17 protein-coding genes are annotated in these 20,547 nt (G+C 68.8%); 9 read left to right on the forward strand and 8 right to left on the reverse strand.

Features of this window, described 5'->3' with window-relative positions:
• Positions 1 to 21 precede the first annotated feature (21 nt).
• Positions 22 to 702 (reverse strand): two-component system response regulator PhoP, encoded by a 681-nt coding sequence (locus BKI49_RS17130; protein WP_009340348.1) that lies wholly within the window; start codon positions 700 to 702, stop codon positions 22 to 24.
• Entirely contained in the window at positions 699 to 1,976 is a 1,278-nt protein-coding gene (locus BKI49_RS17135; protein ID WP_095935152.1) for a two-component system sensor histidine kinase PhoR, read from the reverse strand. The genes BKI49_RS17130 and BKI49_RS17135 overlap by 4 nt, the downstream gene beginning before the upstream one ends.
• 222 nt (positions 1,977 to 2,198) lie before the next feature.
• Here BKI49_RS17135 and phoU point away from each other — a divergent pair, with 222 nt between their 5' ends.
• Both phoU and BKI49_RS35330 read left to right on the forward strand, forming a co-directional pair.
• Positions 2,199 to 2,888, forward strand: coding sequence for a phosphate signaling complex protein PhoU (phoU, locus tag BKI49_RS17140; protein ID WP_095935153.1), 690 nt, complete (start codon positions 2,199 to 2,201; stop codon positions 2,886 to 2,888).
• 288 nt (positions 2,889 to 3,176) lie between these two features.
• Positions 3,177 to 3,329, forward strand: a complete 153-nt coding sequence (locus BKI49_RS35330) for a hypothetical protein (protein WP_167455652.1) — start codon at positions 3,177 to 3,179, stop codon at positions 3,327 to 3,329.
• A gap of 209 nt (positions 3,330 to 3,538) precedes the next feature.
• Here BKI49_RS35330 and BKI49_RS35335 read toward each other — a convergent pair whose 3' ends face one another.
• The gene (locus BKI49_RS35335) at positions 3,539 to 4,789 is read right to left on the reverse strand and encodes a hypothetical protein (RefSeq protein ID WP_179332475.1); all 1,251 of its coding nucleotides are present in this window, start codon (positions 4,787 to 4,789) and stop codon (positions 3,539 to 3,541) included.
• Between the two features lie 670 nt (positions 4,790 to 5,459).
• On the opposite strand from BKI49_RS35335, the gene BKI49_RS17155 reads away from it, so the two are divergent.
• Both BKI49_RS17155 and BKI49_RS17160 read left to right on the forward strand, forming a co-directional pair.
• Positions 5,460 to 7,373, forward strand: coding sequence for a glycoside hydrolase family 15 protein (locus tag BKI49_RS17155; protein ID WP_095935154.1), 1,914 nt, complete (start codon positions 5,460 to 5,462; stop codon positions 7,371 to 7,373).
• Positions 7,366 to 8,763 (forward strand): MFS transporter, encoded by a 1,398-nt coding sequence (locus tag BKI49_RS17160; protein WP_095935155.1) that lies wholly within the window; start codon positions 7,366 to 7,368, stop codon positions 8,761 to 8,763. Before BKI49_RS17155 ends, BKI49_RS17160 begins: the two co-directional genes overlap by 8 nt.
• Positions 8,764 to 8,931: 168 nt before the next feature.
• On the opposite strand, the gene BKI49_RS17165 is transcribed toward BKI49_RS17160, so the two are convergent.
• Positions 8,932 to 10,953 (reverse strand): cell wall-binding repeat-containing protein, encoded by a 2,022-nt coding sequence (locus tag BKI49_RS17165; protein ID WP_179332476.1) that lies wholly within the window; start codon positions 10,951 to 10,953, stop codon positions 8,932 to 8,934.
• Positions 10,954 to 11,719: 766 nt separating this feature from the next.
• Here BKI49_RS17165 and BKI49_RS17170 point away from each other — a divergent pair.
• Positions 11,720 to 13,786, forward strand: a complete 2,067-nt coding sequence (locus tag BKI49_RS17170; RefSeq protein WP_095935157.1) for a SpoIIE family protein phosphatase — start codon at positions 11,720 to 11,722, stop codon at positions 13,784 to 13,786.
• Between the two features lie 365 nt (positions 13,787 to 14,151).
• On the forward strand, positions 14,152 to 14,841 hold the full coding sequence (locus tag BKI49_RS35060; protein WP_143658460.1) for a type 2 periplasmic-binding domain-containing protein: 690 nt from the start codon (positions 14,152 to 14,154) through the stop codon (positions 14,839 to 14,841).
• Between the two features lie 728 nt (positions 14,842 to 15,569).
• Here the strand turns inward: BKI49_RS35060 and BKI49_RS17175 are convergent.
• The 4 genes from BKI49_RS17175 to BKI49_RS17190 form a co-directional block, all read right to left on the reverse strand.
• Entirely contained in the window at positions 15,570 to 15,929 is a 360-nt protein-coding gene (locus BKI49_RS17175) for a hypothetical protein (RefSeq protein ID WP_143658462.1), read from the reverse strand.
• A 534-nt stretch (positions 15,930 to 16,463) separates the two neighbouring features.
• The gene (locus BKI49_RS17180) at positions 16,464 to 16,853 is read right to left on the reverse strand and encodes a hypothetical protein (RefSeq protein WP_095935282.1); all 390 of its coding nucleotides are present in this window, start codon (positions 16,851 to 16,853) and stop codon (positions 16,464 to 16,466) included.
• A complete protein-coding gene (locus tag BKI49_RS17185) occupies positions 16,853 to 17,281 on the reverse strand; it encodes an ATP-binding protein (RefSeq protein WP_095935159.1) in 429 nt (142 codons plus the stop codon). Before BKI49_RS17185 ends, BKI49_RS17180 begins: the two co-directional genes overlap by 1 nt.
• Positions 17,282 to 17,327: 46 nt before the next feature.
• Positions 17,328 to 17,735 carry an NUDIX hydrolase gene (locus tag BKI49_RS17190; protein ID WP_095935160.1) on the reverse strand — a complete coding sequence of 136 codons (408 nt, stop codon included), beginning with the start codon at positions 17,733 to 17,735 and terminating at the stop codon, positions 17,328 to 17,330.
• A gap of 107 nt (positions 17,736 to 17,842) precedes the next feature.
• Between BKI49_RS17190 and BKI49_RS17195 the strand changes: the two genes are divergently transcribed.
• From BKI49_RS17195 to BKI49_RS17205, 3 genes are all read left to right on the forward strand, one after another.
• Positions 17,843 to 18,628, forward strand: a complete 786-nt coding sequence (locus BKI49_RS17195; protein ID WP_095935161.1) for a GntR family transcriptional regulator — start codon at positions 17,843 to 17,845, stop codon at positions 18,626 to 18,628.
• A gap of 156 nt (positions 18,629 to 18,784) precedes the next feature.
• Positions 18,785 to 19,141 carry an SCO3933 family regulatory protein gene (locus tag BKI49_RS17200; protein WP_095935162.1) on the forward strand — a complete coding sequence of 119 codons (357 nt, stop codon included), beginning with the start codon at positions 18,785 to 18,787 and terminating at the stop codon, positions 19,139 to 19,141.
• On the forward strand, positions 19,141 to 20,517 hold the full coding sequence (locus BKI49_RS17205; RefSeq protein ID WP_095935163.1) for an FtsK/SpoIIIE domain-containing protein: 1,377 nt from the start codon (positions 19,141 to 19,143) through the stop codon (positions 20,515 to 20,517). Before BKI49_RS17200 ends, BKI49_RS17205 begins: the two co-directional genes overlap by 1 nt.
• Positions 20,518 to 20,547: the final 30 nt, after the last annotated feature.

Below are 20,547 nucleotides of genomic sequence, written 5' to 3' on the forward strand. Positions count from 1 at the left end.
GCGCCCGGACGTGAGGCCGGTCTACGGCTCGAACTTGTAGCCGAGGCCGCGCACCGTCACCAGGTAACGCGGCGCACCGGGGTCGGGCTCGATCTTCGCGCGCAACCGCTTCACGTGGACGTCGAGCGTCTTGGTGTCGCCCACGTAGTCGGCGCCCCAGACCCGGTCGATGAGCTGCATACGGGTCAGCACCCGGCCGGCGTTGCGCAGCAGCATCTCCAGCAGATCGAACTCCTTCAGCGGGAGGTCGACCTTGGAGCCGGAGACGGTGACCACGTGACGGTCGACGTCCATGCGGACCGGTCCGGCCTCCAGCGCGGCCGGGGTGACCTCCTCGGGCTCCCCGCGGCGCCGCAGGACGGCGCGGATGCGGGCAACCAGCTCGCGGGAGGAGAACGGCTTGGTGACGTAGTCGTCGGCTCCTATTTCGAGCCCCACGACCTTGTCGATCTCACTGTCCTTGGCGGTGACCATGATCACCGGGACGTTGGAGCGGCCGCGCAGCTGACGGCACACCTCCGTGCCGGGCAGTCCCGGCAGCATCAGGTCGAGGAGGACGAGGTCGGCGCCGTTGCGCTCGAACTCGTCGAGTCCGTCGGGCCCGGTGGTCGCGATGGCGACCTCGAAGCCCTCCTTGCGAAGCATGTACGACAGGGCGTCGGAGAAGGACTCCTCGTCCTCGACGACGAGCACACGGGTCACGGAAGGACCTCCGGGGCAGGAAGCGGTTCGTACGGGGATGAGACGGTGGTCGTCCCGTCGGGCTGCCCGGTCTCGTCCTCTTCGTCGAGTCCGGGCATGTGGTGTTCGTGCGCACGGTCGCGGGCCGCGCCCGCCTCCGGCAGCCGCAGGGTGAACGTGGAGCCCTGACCCTCGGAGCTCCAGACCGTGACCTCTCCCGCGTGCGAGGCGGCCACGTGCTTGACGATCGCGAGGCCGAGACCCGTACCGCCGGTCTGGCGGGAACGGGCCGGGTCCACGCGGTAGAAGCGCTCGAAGATGCGCTCCTTGTCCTTGTCGGAGATGCCGATGCCCTGGTCGGTCACGGCGATCTCGATGAGGTCCCCGCCCGGCGCGGTCACCCTGCGTGCGGCTATGCCCACACGGGTACGGGCCGGGGAGTAGTTGACGGCGTTCTCGACGAGGTTGCCGAGAGCCGCGGCGAGCTGGCCGCGGTTCCCCCAGATGCTCAGGTCGGCGGTGCCGCCCGCGGCCATGGTGATCTGCTTGGTGCCGGCCTGGTGGCGGCACCGGTCGATCGCCTCGGCGACAAGCTCGTCGACACGCACCGGCTCGGCGTCCTCCAGGGGGTCGTCGTTCTGCACCCGTGACAGGTCGATGAGCTCCTGGACCAGGTTGGTCAGCCGGGTGGCCTCTATCTGCATGCGCCCGGCGAAGCGCTCCACCGCCTCCGGATCGTCCGAGGCGTCCATGACCGCTTCGGAGAGCAGGGAGAGGGCGCCCACCGGGGTCTTGAGCTCGTGGCTGACGTTCGCGACGAAGTCGCGCCGTACGGCCTCGATGCGCCGGGCCTCCGTCAGGTCCTCCACGAGCAGGAGCACGAGCCGCGAGCCGAGCGGTGCCACGCGGGCGGAGACGGCGAGGGCCTCGCCCCGGCCCGTCCCGCGCCGCGGGAGGTCCAGCTCGACCTGGCGTATCTCCCCGTCTCGGCGGGTGTCACGTGCCATCTGGAGCATCGGCTCCACGGACAGCTTGCCGCCGCGCACCAGCCCGAGGGCGTACGCCGCCGAGCTGGCCTTGACCACGGCGTCCGCCTCGTCGAGCACGACGGCGGATGACCGGAGCACGGAGAGCACGGTGTCGACACCGGGCGGAAGCACCGGGTCCGTGTGCAGGGAAGTACGGGTAGGGCGTTTCTGGTCGCGCTCGCTCCAGCGGAACGCCAGCATGGCGATGACACCGGTGAGCACTCCGGCGATCGCTGCCGCTGCGGCGACCGCCGCGTTCACGTCCATGCGTCCAGGTTAGGCATGCCGTCATGCCTGGCCACAGCCATCAGAGTGCGAGCTCGAACACTCGTCGCCCAGAGTTCACCTAGGAGCTAGGGTCGGTTCACTTGAGGTGACGGAAACGGACGCGTACGGGCCGGAACGTGGGAGCGTGGGGTTCATGGGGCCTGTCCGAGGTCAGGGCCCTGCCCCCGGACCCCCAAGCTGACGTGAGAGAGGGACAACCAGATGCGGGACGCGTACCACGAGGAACTGGACTCGATCGGCGAGGGCCTGGTCGAGATGGCCCGGCTCGTCGGGTCGGCGATCGGGCGCGCCACGACGGCCATCCTCGACACCGACCTGAAGCTCGCCGAGAGCGTGATCGCGGCCGACCAGAAGGTCGACGATCTGCAGCACGACCTGGAGGCCCGTGCGATAGCCCTGCTGGCCCGGCAGCAGCCGGTGGCGACGGACCTGCGCATCGTCGTCACCTCCCTGCGCATGTCGGCCGACCTGGAGCGCTCCGGCGACCTGGCCCAGCACGTCGCGAAGCTGGCCCGGCTGCGCTTCCCGGAGCGCGCGGTCCCCAGCGACCTGCACGCCACCGTCCTGGAGATGGGCCAGCTCGCCCAGCGCCTGATGGCCAAGGCCGCCGAGGTCGTCATCACCAAGGACGTCGACCTGGCGCTCCAGCTGGAGCAGGACGACGACGAGATGGACCTGCTGCACCGCACGCTCTTCCAGCACCTGCTGGACGACCGCTGGAAGCACGGCATCGAGACGGCCGTCGACGTCACCCTGCTGGGCCGCTACTACGAGCGCTTCGCCGACCACGCGGTCTCGGTCGCCAAGCGAGTGGTGTACCTGGTCACGGGCGAGCACGCGGACGACCTCCAGCCGGACATCCAGCCGGTGACGGGCGTCGAGGGGACCTGATCAGGGACCTCGCGGGGGCCTGACCGGGGTCCTGCGGGCGGCACGATCGGGTCCCTGCGGGGCCTCGGCCATCGTCCCTGCGGGGGCTCGATCGAGGTCCGTGCGGGGGCTCGACCGGGGTTCTGCGGGGGCTCGACCGGGGTTCGTCCGGCGGTCGTCGTCCCGCTGTGGGGCGCGTGTGCACCTCAATGCGCCGTTGATGCGCCTGCCGTACTGGGCATGAAATGGGCGACAGGAGCTGTGCGGTGCAGTGTGCCTCGCACGCCTTCGCGCCTGAAGGAGGGACCTATGGCCGAATCGCCCAGCACGCCCGACCCCACGCAGGACCGCGACACCCAGCAGCCCGCCGAGATCAAGAGCCTCCCACTGTTCGGAGCCTGCGGATGCGGCTCCGGCTGCGGGTGCGGCTGCCAGTCGGGCAATCCGTGCCAGTGCGGCTGACCGAGTAGCACGACGAAGGGCCCCGCTCGTGCGAGCGGGGCCCTTCGTCGTCGTCGCGCCCCGACGGCTCGGGCCTTTCGGCCGCGGCCGACGACACGACGACGGGGTGAAGGCCTTCGAGACCTCCACCCCGTCGAGGTGGGTTCCGCGGGCCGGGCGTCAGGAGCCCGTCCGGTCCGTCGGTGAGGGGCGGTCAGCGGGTGCGACCGTCACTCACCACCGGAGTCCATCGAACCGCCGTCCGATGAACCGGCGTCCGACGAACCCTGGTCCATGGAGCCCTGGTCGGACGAGCCCTCATCGGACGGGCCGGCCTCGGTACCGGGGTCGGTCTGGCTACCGTCGGTACCGGGGTCCGTCTGGCCCGGGTCGGTCTGGCCCGGATCGGTCTGCGGGTCCGTCTTCGGATCGGTCTGCGGATCGGTCTGCGGGTCCGTCTGCGGGTCCGTCTGCGGATCGGTCTGCGGATCGGTCTGCGGGTCCGTCTGCGGGTCCGTCTGCGGATCGGTCTGCGGATCGGTCTGCGGGTCCGTCTGCGGGTCCGTCTGCGGGTCCGTCTGCGGGTCCGTCTGCGGGTCCGTCTGCGGGTCCGTCTGCGGGTCCGTCTGCGGGTCCGTCTGCGGATCGGTCTGCGGATCGGTCTGCGGATCGGTCTGCGGGTCCGTCTGCGGATCGGTCTGCGGGTCCGTCTTCGGGTCGGTCTGCGGATCGGTCTTCGGGTCCGTCTTCGGGTCCGTCTTCGGGTCCGTCTTCGGGTCCGTCTTCGGGTCCGTCTTCGGGTCCGTCTTCGGGTCCGTCTTCGGGTCCGTCTTCGGGTCCGTCTTCGGGTCCGTCTTCGGGTCCGTCTTCGGGTCCGTCTTCGGGTCCGTGCCCGGCTCTCCCGGCTTACCGGGCTCCCCAGGCTTGCCCGGCTCTCCCGGCTTACCCGGTTCCCCAGGCTTGCCCGGCTCCCCCGGCTTACCCGGTTCCCCAGGCTTGCCCGGCTCCCCCGGCTTACCCGGCTCTCCCGGCTTACCCGGCTCACCAGGCTTACCGACCTTGCCCTCGTCCTTCCAGTGGTCCTTGTCCTTGGTGTTCCAGTGGTCCTTGTGGTGCTTCCACCAGTGGTGGTTGTTGTGGGTGTCCCAGAAGTAGTACGCATGGTTGCCCTGCCACACGTAGTAGCACTTGTGGTGGTCGTCCCAGTAGTACTTGTAGTGGTCGCCCCAGCAGTAGTGCTTCCTGTGCTTCTTGTCCCAGTGACCCTTGCCCTTGTTCCAGCAGTAGTGCTTGCCCTTGCCCTTGCCGTGGTGTGCGGCGGCATTGGTCACCATCGAGGCGTCGGACATCGGAGCCGCCGATGCGGCCGCGGCCGGCAGAACCACGCCACCGGCGACCACGACGGACGACGCCACGATCGTGGCGATGTTCAGCCGGCGCTTGGGACGGACGGCGCCGTGCTTTCGGATGATATGGGCCATGATTTGTTTCCTCCTGGCGATGGAATTCGCTTTGTGCGACGCGGAGCCTCGTTTTCCTTCCGGCCTTTCCGGTGAGGCCCGCACCACCAGTAGGCCCGAATCGCGCAGCAGGATCACGTTCCGAGGGTTCGGGACTTGACGAGCGCCAGGACAGCGGGTAAAAGCCACATAAGGGGCACTCTCGCGGATCACCCCCACTTCACAGAAGTGGCATCTGATCTGCGACGGCGTCGACGACATGCCGTCCCCCGCACTCCGAACCCGCCCGGCGTCGAACCGCGCCGCGGAGGACACCGGGGTGACCCGGATCGCGGACGCACCGCGCAGAGACCGACCGGGAAAAATCGATCCACCCCGATATCAATCCGCCTCGATATCGAAGAAATTCGGAATGTGCTCGGCGATTTCACGGCCGCGACCGTCGCCACGCCCTCATCACCGCTCCGTCATCACCGCTCCGTCATCACCGCTCCGTCATCACCACGCCGCCATCGTCACGCGACCGGAATTCCCGGCCGGGGCACGGCCGTACGCCGGCCGGACGGCCACGGTCCGCCCGGCATCACCCGCGGTGGGTGATGTCCTGACGACGCCTCGGGGGAACGCTGGACGAGTGCCGGACGGCCACGCGCGCACGCCGTGGCCGCATCCGTGCGTCGGAGGAGGGCCCGTGAACCAGTACCCGCCCATCGCGGAGCACGGAATGGTCGGCGATCTCCAGACGGCGGCCCTGGTGTCGTCGGGCGGGACGGTCGACTGGTGGTGCACCCCCCGCTTCGACTCGCCCAGTGTCTTCGCCTCGCTCCTGGACAGCGAGCGCGGCGGCCACTGTCGTCTCGCCGCCGACCAGGCGGAACGGAACGGGATGACGGTCCGCCAGTTGTACCTGTCCGACACGGCCATCCTCGTCACCCGGTTCATGGGGCCCGGTGGCGTCGGCGAGGTCGCCGACTTCATGGAGCCGATCGATTCCCCCACGCCGACGGACCGGCACCGGCTCGTCCGGATCGCCCGCGTCGTGCGGGGCAGTCTGCCCTTCACCCTCGACTGCCGTCCGCGCTTCGACTACGGACGGGCCCCGCACACGCTCGCCCTCGTCGACGACCACTCCGCCGTCCTCCACGGACCCGGCACGGATCTTCATGTGCAGTCCACCACCGGTGTCCGGGCCGACGGCGACGACCTCACCGCCCACTTCACCCTCGACGCGGGCCAGGCGGCCGCCGTCGTGCTGACCAGCACCGCGAGCGGCGGTCCCGCTCCGGCCCCGCCCACGCTGGACGGCATCGCCGAAGTACTGGAGTCGTGCCGGGCGTTCTGGCAGTCGTGGCTTCGCTCGTGCACGTACCGCGGACGCTGGCAGGACATGGTGAACCGCTCCGCGATCACCCTCAAGCTGCTCACGTACGCACCCACGGGGGCGCCCGTCGCCGCGGCCACCATGGGACTGCCCGAACAGGTCGGCGGCGAACGCAACTGGGACTACCGCTACACCTGGATCCGTGACGCCTCGCTGTCGGTGCGGGCCCTGATCGATCTCGGCTTCGACACGGAGGCGCACGCGTTCCGCCGCTGGCTGCGCCATCGCATCGAGGCCGGCGGCAACGCCTCCGGCGACCCGCTGCAGATCATGTACCGCGTCGACGGCGACCCCCACCTGGCCGAGGAGACCCTCGACCACCTGGAGGGCTACATGGGTTCGCGGCCGGTGCGCGCGGGCAACGGCGCGGCCGGCCAACTCCAGCTCGACATCTACGGCGAGGCCTCCGACGCGCTCGTCGTGGCCGGCGACATGGGGGCGATCCGCGGCTGGAAGTCGCTGCGCGACGTGCTGGACTGGCTCACCGACCACTGGGACCAGCCCGACGAGGGCATCTGGGAGACCCGCGGAGGTCGGCAGAACTTCACGTACAGCCGCCTGATGACCTGGGTGGCGTTCCAGCGCGGTGTCCACGCGGCCACCCACTTCTCCCGCCCCGCCGACGTCGCCCGCTGGACCGAGGCCCGCGACGCGGTCTTCCGCCAGATCATCGAGAAGGGCTGGCACGAGAAACGGGAGGCCTTCGTCCAGCACTTCGACACCGACGTCCTGGACGCCTCGCTGCTCCTGATGCCCCGGGTCGGCTTCCTGTCGCCGCAGGACCCGGACTGGCTCAGCACGCTCGACGCGATGGACGAGGACCTGGTGAGCGACAGCCTGGTCTACCGGTACGACCCCGCGGCCTCGCCGGACGGACTGCGCGGCTCCGAGGGGACGTTCAACCTGTGCAGCTTCCTGTATGTGGAGGCCCTGGCCCGTGCCGGGCGGCTCACCCAGGCCCGGTACGCCTTCGACAAGATGCTCACGTACGCGAACCCCGTCGGCCTGTTCGCCGAGGAGATCGGCCCCTCGGGCGAACAACTCGGCAACTTCCCCCAGGCGTTCACCCATCTCGCCCTGATCACCGCCGCCATGGCTCTGGACGAGCAGCTCGCCAAGGCGGAGACGGGGCCGGATCACGGCGCCGGCCGGCCGACGCCGTTCCGCTACCGCTACGCGGTGCCCCCCGAGGGCAGGACCGGAGGAGGCGGCACCGGTGGCTGAGACCGTCGCGGCGGGGCAACGGAGCGGACACCGGCGGGAGTTGGCGGCCCTCGCCCTCGCCCAGTTCATCTGCAGCTTCGCCGGCTCCAACATGAACGTGATGATCAACGACATCAGCCGCGACCTGGACACCACCGTGCAGGGCGTGCAGGTGGCGATCACGATCTTCCTGCTGGTCATGGCCGCCCTGATGATCCCCGGCGGCAAACTGACCGACCGCTACGGCCGCAAGCGGTGCCTTCTGACGGGCCTCGTCGTGTACGGCGTCGGCGCGCTGCTCAGCGCCGTCGCTCCGGGCCTGGGCGTGCTCATCCTCGGCAACTCGATCCTGGAGGGCGTCGGCACGGCGCTGCTCATCCCGCCCGTCTACATCCTCACGACGCTCCTCTACCCCGACATGACCTCCCGCGCCCGCGCGTTCGGGGTGATCATGGCGCTGGGCGGCATCGGGGCCGCCGCGGGTCCGCTGATCGGCGGACTCATCACGACGGGCATCAGCTGGCGGGCGGCCTTCGTGTTCCAGGCCCTGGTGATCGTGGTGATCGTCGTGCTGAGCCGGGGGATCGAGGATCCGCTGCCGCCCGAGCCGGACCGCCCCTTCGACACCGTCGGCGCGGTCCTGTCCGCGGTCGGTCTGGTCCTGATCGTCATGGGCATCCTGGCCGCGGACAACGACGTGTGGCTGATGCTCGGCCTGCTGCTCCTCGGCATCTTCATGCTCTGGTGGTTCTTCCACTGGGTGCGCGCCAGGGAGACGTCCGGCAAGGAACCGCTGCTCTCGCTCTCCCTGTTCCGCAACCGCACCTCCAACCTGGGGCTCGTGACCCAGAACGTCCAGTGGCTGCTGCTCATGGGCTCGTCGTTCACCGTGGCCGCCTACCTCCAGGTGGTGCGCGGCTACGACGCCATCGGGACCGGTGTCATCTTCACGGCGGCGACGCTCGGGCTGCTGGTCTCGTCGCTGGCGGCCGAACGTCTCGCCCGGCGGCACCCGCAGCGGACGCTGATCATGACCGGTTTCGCCGTCTCCGTGGTGGGCGTGGCCGTCCTGATCGTCCTGGCCGGCAGCCTGTCCTCGGCCTGGGCCTTCGCCCCCGGTCTCCTGCTCCTCGGCCTCGGCCTCGGCGTGATGCTGACCCCGTCGGTGAACGTCGTCCAGTCGAGCTTCCCCGAGGAGCAGCAGGGCGAGATCTCCGGCCTGTCCCGCAGCGTCTCGAACCTGGGCTCCTCCTTCGGCACGGCGATCGCCGGCACCATCCTGGTCTCCGGCCTCACCAGGGGCGCCTACGCCGCGGCGATGCTCGTCCTCGCAGCGATCGGCCTCGCCGGCCTGGCAGCGGCCGCCCTCCTCCCCCACGACCGGCCTCGGCCTCCGGCCCGCCCCTCCTGATCACGGGCGCCCGGCGTCCGGCGCTCCGACGACGGCCGGCACGTACACGTTCACCGTGACGGCCACCGACCCCGATTCCGACGTGCCCGCGGCCTCACGGCCCAGTTCCCGGCCGATCCGCCGGTGGTCCGGGCCGCCCTCTGGGAGGAAGGCGGCCCGGACACGGGGTCACTTCGAGACCGTCACCTTGAGCGGGGCCAGATTCGGGCTCGGAACGAGCTTGCCGGTGCTCGCGGACAACGGCTGGGAGGCCGGGCTCTGCGGGATGTCACCCTTGTAGTACGAGGTGTACGTGTAGTTGCTGTCGACGCCGATGGCCCTGCCGATCAACGGGACCACCTTCGCGTCGACGGAGGCGTTGCCGCCGAACACGGCCACGTGGTTCAGGCTCGCCGACGTGCGCATCATGTACCACTTGGTGTCGTACGTCAGCGAGGTGACGTCGGTCCACAGCAGCGGGCCGAACGTGGTCATCGCCGACGACGCGGAGACGCCGCCGGTCCAACTGTTCACCGAAGCCAACGCGGCGTCCGACGGCGACGACCACCAGAACTCGGCGAGCCTCGCGGCGACCGGCGCCGGACTGCCGCCGAAGCGGTAGTAGCTGTACTTGCTGGGCCAGTGGGGCAGCTTGCCGGCGTTGTACGCCTTGGCCAGCGCCGACTCGGCGTCGACCCCCACCGTGATGATCTTCGTCGTGCTCGGGCTGTACTTGTTCAGGTAGCCGTACACGGACGGGGTCATGGTCGAGCCCTCGGTCAGCAGGACGACCGCGGTGCCCGAGGTACCCATGGCGCCGGCGGCGGAGCTGGCCGCGAGGGCGTTGTGGTAGTCGGTGCCGGTCGCCAGGAACACGTACTTCGGGGCGCTGGTGATCGTCTTGGCCACGGCCACCGAGGTGGAGTAGCGCGACACGTCGGACAGCCGCTTGGCGACATACCCGAGCGAGGTCACCTTGGACGCCACCGAGCTGTTGAGGATGCTGGTGCCGCCGACCAGGTAGACGGTCTTGCCCTTGGGCAGCATGCGCTTCAGCTCGGTCTGGACGGAGGAGTCCAGGCCCGTGCGGGAGGTCATCAGCACCGGTCCGTGCTTCTTGCCGGCCAGCGAGGTCGCGGTGGTGGCGTACGCGGAGTCCGACTTGCTGATCAGGACGGCCGCGCTCGCGTTCATCAGGCCCGGCACGCTCTTGCCGAGGGTGTTCCACGTCCACTTGGACGACGCGATGTTCGTGCCGTAGGTGTCGGCGCCGTAGACCCGGGAGATCGCGTTCTTCCGGAGCGGCTGCCAGGCCACGTCCGTGCCGTCGGCCATCGGCACACGTGTCTCCGTGCCCGCGGCGAGGTCGCGGATCCATATCTGCGAACCGCTGGCGGTGTCCGCGCTGCCGGTGAAGTAGGTGTCGTACGCGATCCGGTCGCCCTTGGGCGACCAGGCGGGACGGTTGTGGTCGACGGGGTCCGTGGTGACCTGGGTCAGCCCGGTGCCGTCGGCCTTGACCGTGAAGAGCTGCTTGTGCCCGGCGACGCTCCGGGTGAAGACGAGCGACTGCCCGTCCGGGGACATGCTCGGCTCGTCCGCGTTGGCGGCCACCTTCGTGAACGCCTTGGTGGGGCCGTTGTAGACCCAGACGGCCGGAGTGCCGGTGGTGGAGCAGCTCGTGCCGGTGCGCACGAAGGCCAGCTTGCCGTTGACGGCGCCGCTGGCCTTGGAGTCGCAGCCGTCGACATCGGTGCCGAACAGCGCCTGAGGAGCGCGGGCGCTGTTGGCCACGGCCAGCCGAAGCCGGCCTCCGGCGGTGAAGACGATGTCGCCTCCGCCGTACCAGAACGTCGGATCGGTCGGATGCCAGCCACTGCCCGTCGGCATGACGATGTCGTCGCCCGATATCGACTCCTGGGCGTACGTCTTCGTGCGGAGACGGCCGTCGGCGGAGCCCACATAGGCGATCTGGCTGCCGTCGGCGGACCAGGCGGCCTGATTCGCCGTCTCGTTGAACGAGGCGCTCTTGGTCCCGTCGGGGTTGATGTAGCGCAGCCAGCCGCCCTCGTTGTACAGCAGCCTGCCGTCCGTGGCCGGCCAGCCGGCGGTGTCGGCGGTCGCCCGGCCCGGGAGCCCGGCGACGAGACCGGCCGCGAGTGCGGCGACGGTCGTGAGCGCCGCGAATCCGCGACGCGCAGAGATGTTCAATGTGCCCCCACAGATGAATGGATGGCTGCGTCGCCCCTCCCCCGAGGCGAACGGACGGCATCGTGTTGGTCGTCCGTACGGCAGCGGCGAAACCTTAGCGCCGTGCCACGGCATTTGTGGAGGCAGGGGCACCCGGTGCCGACGCGCGCGCTCGTGAACCGCCGGCCGACGGCCAGCCCGTCCGACGGCAGCAGGGGGCGGGGGCGGCTCACGCACGGCGCCGCCACAGCATCAAGCCCCCTGCCACGCGAAAGATCGCAGGTAGGGGGCTTGATCGCGTCTGGTTACTTCTTCTTGCCCTGGGTCTTGTCGGGGATCTTGATGAGCTGGGTATTTGCAGGTCAGGGGCGATGCGCTCGTGCCCTTGGTGGTCGTCATTGGTCATCATTGGCCGCTGTTGAGCAACCTCGCACGGCCCAGGGACGGCCCAGGACTCGGCCGCCCGGCGTCCACACCGGAGCGGGAAGCGACGGTCCGCCGATCACTCAAGAGGTTGGGGAGCGGCTGGAAGCTGTTCGCTGTGGAGCCAGCCAACCGGGACCGGCATTGGCCGTGGCTGGCCGCCCGTGGTGGCACGGCTGTGGCTCGCGGTTGGGGGAGAACGGCTCCGGGCGGGTGGTACGGCCCAGGCGCGGCAGTGGTGCGACGGACGCGGGCCACCGTCCAAACCGGCGGGGGTGGGATTGTTCTGCGCCGAGGAGTTCGCGTACCCGGGCAACCGGCTCATACTGGGTGCAAAAGACGCGCACGTCCTGGAGCACCCGCAATGCCGGATCCCATGATGGCGGGGGAGCCGATCGCTAGGGTCGGGAAGGCCGCGGCCTGGTGCAATGTGCTGCCGGTCGCCTTGATCGTCTCGGACGGCGCCGGACGGATCATGCAGTGGGCGAAGGCTGCCCCGGAGCTGCTCGGCTACACCGCAGATGAGGCCATCGGCCGTACCATCACCGACCTCGTACTCCCTGACAGCAGCCTGGCGGTTCGCACCGTGCAAGACTCGGTCGCTTCCGGACGCAGCGTGACCGGACTGTTCCCGGTGCGGCACAAGAACGGCGCCATCGTCGAGGTGGAGGTGTGGGCGTGCCCTGTCGCGGCCCAGGTCGGGCCGGGCTGGAACGCGCTGATCCTGGCCGCCGAGGCCCACGCCGCACGGCAGGCCCGTGAGGGCGGTGCGCTGCTGGACGGACTGTTCGCCCGCTCGCCGGTCGGTATGGCGGTCTTCGACACCGAGCTGCGTTTCCAAGAGATCAATCGCGCATTGGAAGTGATGACCGGACTACCCAGCTCGGCGCATGTAGGAAGGCGACTGCCGGAGATGCTGCCCGGCGTCAACAGCGAGCAGATGGAGGCGGCGATGCGCCGGGTACTGGTCACCGGCGACCCCGTGGTGAACTTCCGCAGCGTCGGCCGCACCCCCGCCGACCCCGGCCACGACCGCTCCTGGTCCTCCTTCTACTTCCGCCTGGAGAACGCGGTCGGCAAGTCGCTCGGGATCAGCGCCTCGATCATCGACATCACCGCGCAGGCGGAGACCGCACAAGAGGCCAGCGGCCATCAACGCCTGGAACTGCTCAACAAGGCCGCGATGCGGGTCGGCACCACCCTCGATGAGACCCGCACCGGGCAGGAGCTGGCCGACATCGCCGTACCCGGCCTTGCCGACATCACCACGGTCGACGTCCTGCCCGTTCTCACCGACGACGCCGACCCCATGATCAGCCTGAGGGGCGGCGCCGTCCTGCGCCGCCTCGGCAAGGCCCACGCCCGAGGGTTCCCGGGCGCCGACATCCTCACCCCCGTCGGCAGCACCCTGCGCTTCCCCGCCGTCGCCCCCTACACGCAAGCCATGATCGACCGGCGCCCGTTCCTCCTGCCACACATCGACGCCAGTGCTATCGACCCTGCCGCTCCCTACACATCCACCCCCGAAAGGCTCCGCTCCCTGGGCGTGCACTCGATGATGATGGTCCCACTCATCGCCCGTGGCCTGGTCCTCGGCGTCGCCACCTTCCTGCGTGGTGACGAGAGGTCGGCCTTCGACGCCGCCGACCTCACGCTCGCCGGTGATCTAGCCGCCCACGCCGCTGTCTGCATCGACAACGCCCGGCTGTACCACCGCGAGCGCGACACCGCGCTCACCCTGCAGCGGAGCATGCTCCCCCGCCGGGTGGAACCCCCGTCAGGCTTTGAGATCGCCCACCGCTACTGCCCCGCCTCTGACGTCAACGAGGTGGGAGGGGACTGGTACGACGTCACCACCCTCGCCCCCGGCAGGGGCTCCCTCGCCGTCGGTGACGTCATGGGGCACGGCATCCAAGCCGCGGCCATCATGGGACAGATGCGCACCACCGTGCGTGCTCTTGCTCACCTGGATCTGGCCCCCGACCAGCTCCTGGACAACCTCGACCATGCATTGCAGGAACTCGACAGCCCCGTGCTGGCCACCTGCCTGTACGGCGTCTGCGACGCCACGGCCCACCGCTGCTGGTTCAGCCGCGCAGGCCACCCCCCGCCCGCGCTTGTCACTCCCGACGGCACCGCCCGCCTCCTCGATCTGCCGTCCGGCGTCCCCCTCGGTATCGGCGGGATCCCGTACGCCACGACCGAGGTCACCCTCGAACCCGGCAGCGTCCTCGTCCTGTACACCGACGGCCTCGTCGAAAGCCGTGCAACCGACCTGGATCAGGGCCTGGACGAACTCATTCACCTCCTCACTGGCGCCCACCTCGACGTCGACCAACTGTGCGGCACCCTCATCGACCACCTCGCCCCGTCCCCTGTCGAGGACGACATCACCATCCTTGCCGCCCGCATCGGCTCTCCCACGCCTTGACGGCTGATCGTCGCGTCAGTACGGCCTCTGTACCGCTGACAGCACCTGGAGGACGAGCACGGCGGCCTGGCAGACCAAGCGATCGATCCTGAAGAGGATCGTCTGGAGGCCATCCCGGCCGAAAAGTTCCAGCGGGTGTGGGCCCGGTGAGCGCGCTGTACAACCACTTTAGGAGCGAGGTTGGGCGTTCGAGGGCCTGACCTGCGGGATACCGACGCCGCGCCTGCCGGGTCTGGGCTCCCCCAGCAGCCGCAGTTCCCCCTGAGTCCCCGCCCAATCTGGTGCGGCTGTGGCACGGGGACTCCTTCGAGCCCTCTTTTCCCTACCGGGCGCGGTCACCCTCGCGCCCTGACAGACTCGGTCCAATGATCGGAGTGCCTGCTGCCGAAGAGCAGCCCGAGAGCCTCGTATCGTCCCTTCCAGCCGCTGCGGTCGTGGGGGCGATGGCTCTTCTCTTCACGGTCGCTACGTTTTGGTGGCTCAATGCTCGTCTGGGAGCGTTGAAGAGTTGGGAGCCTCAGACATACGCCATGTCGCTCAGTCCGGACTACGTGCGTGCACGCCTGCCACTCGTTCTGTTTAACACCGGAGCCAGATCGATCGTGGTGTTGGACATGCGGATGAGATTTCCGGATGAACCTGAGGCAATCTGGCCGTTGCGCTGGACCGGCATGTCCGACGAACTCATGCCCAAATCAGCGGACGATGTCGTAGCCCCAGCGGGCTTCGCCATCGGGGGGCGGACAGCAGAACAACGGGTCGTCAGTTTCAGTGTGCCGTCACCAGGCTTCATACCTGAAGTGCGCGAGTACCAGGTGGTGCTTGAAGCGGTTCTGGGGCAGCGAAAGCTGTGGCAGCGTGCGCTGAGGCGGGACAGTAGGTGGCAGCCGTTTCTGCACTTCACTCTGCGTTTGGGGCCTATGCAGTACTCGGGTTCGTACGGCGCCTACTCAAATTCTCCTCTCGAACTGAAACCGGAAGATCTACGGGCGCCAGACGTCGCGATGGAGCGCCTTGCTCTTCGTCTACGAGAGGAACGAAAGAACAGGGCCTAGCGGCACCAGCTCGCTGCCTGCGAACAGATACCGGGTGGTGGACGCGATTCGTCGGCTCCCCACCTCAACCCACCACTTACCCCAGCTCCCATCCCGTCCGCCGTCGACCCACACACCGTGGAGCGGGCGTGGTTCATGGCGTCCAGGTGGAGCGCCCCACTGTACGAACGACCTGGACGCCATGGGCCGCGTCTGCTCGGCTCTGCCTGGGTCGATGGCGGACGGGATGGGAGCCCCTAACGCTCGCCACTATGTGCCCGCGGCCGGGAACGGCGCCCCCTCCACCCCGGTGCCGGCCGATCCCCCGCCGGAGGCATCGCCTTTGACCGATGGCCGTGAATGTCGGGTGCTCGACTCATGACCTCCGGGCCTATCCAATGTGGGCAGGCGTCGGCTCAGCCGGGGCAGAGCGGGCCGAAGGCAGGAGCGGCGCCCCGAGCGGAGCCGGGAGCCCGCCCGGCGGAGCGGAGCGCAGCCGGGTGCTTGAACCAGTAGAGAAAGTTGTAACTCAGTAGGTCTGCTGGGGCTTGTCCGGTCCCGGTTGATGCTTGACGTTCCTGTCCCAGCTGATGGTTGACGGTGGCCGTGATCGGCTAGGTCGTGCCCGTCCGTGTGGCGTGGTGCGGGAGGCCGGGATTGGCTCTGGCAGTGTTGGGGCCTGCCCGCCGTCCCGGGTTGCGTCCCTATGCTCTGGTGTATGACGAGCCGGACGCGCCGGGCGGCTTCCGCTACTTGCGGCTGAGGGTTTGGTGTTTCCCGTACGAAGGATCTCCCACGAGGCGCCGCATTTCCGGATGCTCCTTCGAGCCGCCGAATTCCCACGGGTTGCCGTCGCAGACGGTGATCCACGACTGCTCCGCTTCCTTGTCGTCGGGATACACGCCCCACTTGCCGGTGCCGCTGCACTCCGAAACCTTGTCGCCGTCGTTGTTGAACTCGGCAAGGTTAGTTACGACGACGGTGCCATCGTCCTTGAAGACCAGGGTCCCGGTATCGCCCTCGGTCCAGGTGCCTACGATGTCGGCCCGAGCCAGTGTCTGTTGCTGCCATATGCACCCCGTGGCCAGCGTCAAGACCGCGACCGCCAAGACCACTCCACGCAACCCTGCAGCGACTCGCCCTCGTTCATCACGCATGACTCCCCCTTGCATACGTCAAACCCTGGTTGCTTCGCACACCAGATCGTCAAGCCCTCACGCTGCCACGAAAGTTGAACATGTTCAACTCTGCTCGGTGTGCACTGGTAGCCCCGCTCCGCACCGCATGGAGCGGTGCACCTTGGTCGCTCACCCAAAGTCTCTCCGTACCGCTGCGCGGGCTGCATCCGGTCGGCCCCCGCCGCGTCCCGCACGGAGCCGGTCACGGTGCAGTGCCGGATCAGCGACAACGGCTCCCCTGATGGTGTGTCGCCAGCGGATCTCCGTCGGACGCCCGTATGCCGGTCGCACCATCGCCGTGCAGGTCACGACCACACCTTGACCATCGAGCTGGACGGCCAGGTGCGCATCCTCGTCCGTACCACCGACCTGCCCGTCCGCCACCACAAGGCCAACCAGCCTGGGAGACACCCCGTGGCGTCTAGGCCCACCGTCAAGCATCACCTGGGACCAGATCGTCAAGCATCAGCTGGGATCCGACAAGGTCTGCTGGGACTTGAAGTCGTCTGCGCAAGCGGGAAGTTCGATGCCGTGTCGGTGTGCGAGCGGCACGAAGAGGACTGGGCGGAGTGTCCAGGTGATGCGGATGCCGGCGTGGGTCACTGAGACTGTGCAGGGCTGCATGCGCGTGAGGGCTCGCCGGGTCTGGACTCGTTCCTCGTACAGCCCGACCCAGGCTTCGTCGGAGCTGTCGGCGTCGAGCACCGGGGAGATCGTGCGGAGTGCGATCGCGACCCATCGGTCAGCTTGGGGTGCCGTGTAGGCGTCGAAAGACGCCTGCAACTCCGGCGGTTCACCCTCGGCGAGATCTTCCGTCCAGCACTCGCACCAGTAGCCCCGCTGCGGCTTGTCCATCAGCACGGCTGGCCTCCCTCGCGGGTCCGGGTGAAGAGCTCCGCGGTGACGGTATGGCCGCCGTTGCTGTCGTGGACGACGACTCGGTGTGCGATTGCGCTGACCATGCCGAGTCCCCGGCCGTGCTCCGCGTCCTGGTCCTGGTGCTCGACCTTCGGGGACGATCCCGAACCTCCGTCATCCATGACCGACAGGGCAACCACCTGCGCGGAGACTGCAAGCGCCAGGTGGAAGCTGCCCGCCTCCCGGCCGCTGGCCGTGTGGAGGATTGCGTTCGCGCTGAGCTCGCTCACGATCAGTTCGGCGTCCTCGGCTAATGGCGAGCCGCGCAGGATGTCGCGTGTCCAACGGCGGGCCCTGCTGACCTCCTCGGGAAATCCTGGGCAAGTGAGTCCCCAGACCCGCGCAGTGCTCGTATACTCGTGCATACAAGTTCCTTCGTGCTGGTAGGCCGCCATGTGCAGCGGGTTCGGGCTAGACGAGTTTCACGCCGTCGTGGGCGCGGATGGCCGGCGGGGACATCGCGTCGAGTGCGTCGAGGACGCGGATCGCGTATGCCTCGTCGGCGAGGTCGGTGACTTCTTCGCGGGTGGCCCAGCGCAGTGCGCGGGTCTCGTCCCCAGTAGTGGGAGTGCCGTCGGCGGCCTGGCAGCGGAAGACCAGGGAGACGATCAGCCCCGTCATGTTCTTGTAGACGCCGGTGAGGGTAGCGGGAAGCGCGATCTTGATGCCGGTCTCTTCCAGAACTTCGCGCTGAAGTGCCTCGGGGAGGGTTTCATCCCGCTCGACAACGCCACCCGGAGGTTCCCACTGGCCGTTGTCGCGACGCTGGATAAGGAGGGCGCGGCCCTGTTCGTCAACGATGACTCCGGCAACGCTCACGGAGTGCGGACGGTCAGTGGTCACGTTCCTCGACCCTCTCAGATGGCTAGGCTCTCCACCGTAGCAACAACACTCGCCCACTCGTCTAGATACCTAAAGGAGTACTCGTGACCTCACTTCCGTCCCTGCTCGGCGATCTGGACCCCACGAGCGATCGTGCGGTGTTCCGGCAGATCGCCGACCAGCTGCGCGAGGCCATCGACCGTGGGCGATTCAAGGAGGGTGAGAAGCTCCCCTCGGAGGCCGAACTCGTCGAGCACTACGGCGTCTCCCGGATGACGGTCCGCAACTCCTTCTCCATCCTCCAGGGCGAAGGCCTGGTCGCCGCCGAGCACGGCAAGGGCGTCTTCGTCCGGCCGCGTCCGCCCGTACGGCGACTGGCCTCCGACCGTTTCGCCCGGCGCCACCGCGAACAGGGAAAGTCCGCGTTCATCGTCGAAGCGGACGCCGCGGGCAGTCACCCCCAGGTCGACAGCCTTGAGGTCAAGGAGGAGAAGGCCACTCAGGACATCTCCACCCGGCTCGGATCCGTACGACGTGTGCTCGCCCGCCGGCGCCGATACCTGCTCGACGGCCGCCCGGTCGAGTTCGCCACCTCCTACCTCCCGCTCGACATCGCGCGCGGTACGCAGATCGCCGAGCCCAATCCCGGCCCCGGCGGCATCTACGCCCGGCTTGAGGAGCTCGGCCACCACCTCGACCACTTCGAGGAGGAGATCCGCGCCCGGATGCCCTCGCCGTCCGAGGTCAAGACGCTGCGGCTGGCTTCCGGTGTGCCGGTGATCCACCTCATTCGCACGGCATTCGACACGGAGGGGCGGCCCGTGGAGGTCTGCGACACCGTGATGGCGGCGGACGCCTACGTCCTCTCCTACCAACTCCCAGCGACCTGATCGACGGTGCGCGAGGCCACTTCTTCGGACTCGTACACCTCAACAGGCATACTCGTATAGACGAGTGGGCAAGTTGTGTGGCAAGGTGGTCCGCGTTCCCGAAGTCATCGGGTTCGAAGGTTGCATCTTGTATAGACGAGTAGATGGGAAGAATCTGTGCGCACCATCCGTGTGGAGACCTCGGCCGCGACGATCCTCCTGACCGAGGCGCCCGAGCCCAAGGTCCGCGACCGTCAGACCGGCGAGATCGCCAAGGACGTCAACAGCGGAGAGGCGCTGATGACGATCGGCGTCGTCTACATCGAGGAGGGGGAGTCGTCCCTGATCAAGGTCACGGTTCCGGAGAGCGGGGTGTCCGAGGGGCTCACGCTCGGGGCGCCGGTCTCGCTGCCGGGGCTCGTGGCCCGGCCGTGGGAGAGCGTGTTCAACGGGCAGCAGCGGCACGGCATCGCCTACCGCTCTGCCGCCGTCACTCCGGCCGCGTTCCCGGCCGCCATGGGAGCCACGGCCTGATGACCGACCTGACAACGCTCCTGGAGGTGGGTGGTCCTGTCGCCGCGCTCGGCGGCGGGGCTGCCTACGCCCGGGCCAAGCACCCCGGGGTCTACTGGTCCACGTTCGGCCTGCCGATATCCACGGCCCGGCTGCTCAGCTCGTACGGCTCGGTCATGGAGGCGTGCGGTCTGACCGTGGCTCCGTCCCGGCTGCGGGCCCTGGCGGTCAAGGCCACCACCCGCCGTGAGGTCCGACCCGTACCACCCCGCCGGGGCATCATCCGCCCCACATCGACCGGGTTACGCCTTCGTCTTCGGCTCGCTCCAGGACAGGAGCCGGCGGACGTCGCCGCCTCGGCCGAACGACTGCGGCACGCCTGGGGAGTTCACGCCGTGTACGTCACCACCGTCAAGCCTGGCGTGGTCGAACTGCGGCTCGTCGGCTTCGACGTACTGCGGCGCGTGCGGATGCCCCGCAAGCTCGCGTCTGGGCTCCTCAAAGTGCCCGTGGCCCTGCGGGAGGACGCCACCCCGTTCGTACGCGACTACCGCACCGTTCCTCACCAACTCACCCTCGGTGCAACGCTCTCCGGCAAGTCCATGTACCTGCGCCACCTGGTCGCCGGACTCGCCCCCCAACCCGTCTCCCTGGTCGGCATCGACTGCAAACGCGGCGTGGAACTCGCGCCCTTCGCCGCGAGGCTCTCCGCTCTCGCCACCGACCCCCAGCAGGCGGCCGAACTGCTGCCCGTGCTCATCCAGGAAATGGAAGACCGGTACGAACTGATCAAGGCTCGCCAAGGCCTCGCCCCGGGCACGCCCGTCGAAGAGATCACCTCCGACGTCTGGGGACTTCCCGACGACGAACGTCCCGTCCCGATCGTGCTGTTCGTCGACGAGGTGGCCGAACTCTTCCTCGTCGCCACGCGCAAGGAAGAGGAACGGCGGGACGAGATGGTCACCCAGCTCATCCGCCTCGCCCAGCTCGGCCGCGCTGCCGGGATCTACCTGGAAGTCTGCGGGCAGCGCTTCGGCGCCGAACTCGGCAAGGGAGCGACCATGCTCCGGGCCCAGTTGACCGGCCGCGTCTGCCACCGCGTCAACGACGAAGCCTCCGCCAAGATGGCCCTGGGCGACATCGCCCCCGAAGCCGTCTCCGCCGCCTGCGCCATCGCTCCTGAGCGGCCCGGCCTCGCCGTCGCGGGCGACTCCTCCGGCGGCTGGTCCCGCATCCGAACCCCGTACCTCTCCCTCGGTGACGCCGCAGGGACCTGTCGTGAATCCGCGCACCTGGTGCCCGACCTGCCCGCGCTCAAGCCGTTCCGGCCGGACGTGCCCGTATACCCGGTCGAGTCTCCGGCCCCGGCCGTCCAGTCCCGCCCTGTGACTGACTGAGCGCTCTCTTCCTCTCGGCCGGCGCGACCG

The sequence above is a fragment of the Streptomyces sp. Tue6028 genome, from assembly GCF_002300165.1.
In the GTDB taxonomy this organism is placed as follows: domain Bacteria; phylum Actinomycetota; class Actinomycetes; order Streptomycetales; family Streptomycetaceae; genus Streptomyces; species Streptomyces siamensis.